The 1,658-nt window shown below is 50.3% G+C and carries 1 rRNA gene; it reads left to right on the forward strand.

Annotated elements, in window-relative coordinates:
• Window positions 1-75 precede the first annotated feature (75 nt).
• A 16S ribosomal RNA gene (locus tag ACGH80_RS11525) occupies window positions 76-1,613 on the forward strand.
• Window positions 1,614-1,658 lie beyond the last annotated feature (45 nt).

The raw sequence follows: 1,658 nt of genomic DNA on the forward strand, positions 1-1,658 counted from the left end.
AAAAATTAAGTCTTGATAAGTGACACTGAAGATTCATTTGAATATGTCAGAGACAGTTATTGAGCATCAAACTTTAAATTGAAGAGTTTGATCATGGCTCAGATTGAACGCTGGCGGCAGGCTTAACACATGCAAGTCGAACGGTAACATGAGTGCTTGCACTTGATGACGAGTGGCGGACGGGTGAGTAAGGTATGGGGATCTGCCGAATGGAGGGGGACAACAGTTGGAAACGACTGCTAATACCGCATAAAGTTGAGAGACCAAAGTATGGGACCTACGGGCCATGCGCCATTTGATGAACCCATATGGGATTAGCTAGTTGGTGGGGTAATAGCTCACCAAGGCGACGATCTCTAGCTGGTCTGAGAGGATGACCAGCCACACTGGAACTGAGACACGGTCCAGACTCCTACGGGAGGCAGCAGTGGGGAATATTGCACAATGGGGGGAACCCTGATGCAGCCATGCCGCGTGTATGAAGAAGGCCTTCGGGTTGTAAAGTACTTTCGGTGATGAGGAAGGTGATGAATCTAATAGGTTTATTAATTGACGTTAATCACAGAAGAAGCACCGGCTAACTCCGTGCCAGCAGCCGCGGTAATACGGAGGGTGCGAGCGTTAATCGGAATGACTGGGCGTAAAGGGCATGTAGGCGGATAATTAAGTTAGGTGTGAAAGCCCTGGGCTCAACCTAGGAATTGCACTTAAAACTGGTTAACTAGAGTATTGTAGAGGAAGGTAGAATTCCACGTGTAGCGGTGAAATGCGTAGAGATGTGGAGGAATACCGGTGGCGAAGGCGGCCTTCTGGACAGATACTGACGCTGAGATGCGAAAGCGTGGGGAGCAAACAGGATTAGATACCCTGGTAGTCCACGCTGTAAACGATGTCGATTTGGAGTTTGTTGCCTAGAGTGATGGGCTCCGAAGCTAACGCGATAAATCGACCGCCTGGGGAGTACGGCCGCAAGGTTAAAACTCAAATGAATTGACGGGGGCCCGCACAAGCGGTGGAGCATGTGGTTTAATTCGATGCAACGCGAAGAACCTTACCTGGTCTTGACATCCACAGAATCTTGTAGAGATACGAGAGTGCCTTCGGGAACTGTGAGACAGGTGCTGCATGGCTGTCGTCAGCTCGTGTTGTGAAATGTTGGGTTAAGTCCCGCAACGAGCGCAACCCTTATCCTTTGTTGCCATCGATTAGGTCGGGAACTCAAAGGAGACTGCCGTTGATAAAGCGGAGGAAGGTGGGGACGACGTCAAGTCATCATGGCCCTTACGACCAGGGCTACACACGTGCTACAATGGCGTATACAAAGGGAGGCGACCTCGCGAGAGTAAGCGGACCTCACAAAGTACGTCTAAGTCCGGATTGGAGTCTGCAACTCGACTCCATGAAGTCGGAATCGCTAGTAATCGTGAATCAGAATGTCACGGTGAATACGTTCCCGGGCCTTGTACACACCGCCCGTCACACCATGGGAGTGGGTTGCACCAGAAGTAGATAGCTTAACCTTCGGGAGGGCGTTTACCACGGTGTGGTTCATGACTGGGGTGAAGTCGTAACAAGGTAACCGTAGGGGAACCTGCGGTTGGATCACCTCCTTACGAAGAGCTCGTAAGTGTTCACACAGATTGTTTGTTTAGAAGAAA

Origin of the sequence: Gilliamella sp. BG1 (assembly GCF_046635625.1) — a bacterium.
Classification (GTDB): Bacteria; Pseudomonadota; Gammaproteobacteria; order Enterobacterales; family Orbaceae; genus Gilliamella; species Gilliamella bombi.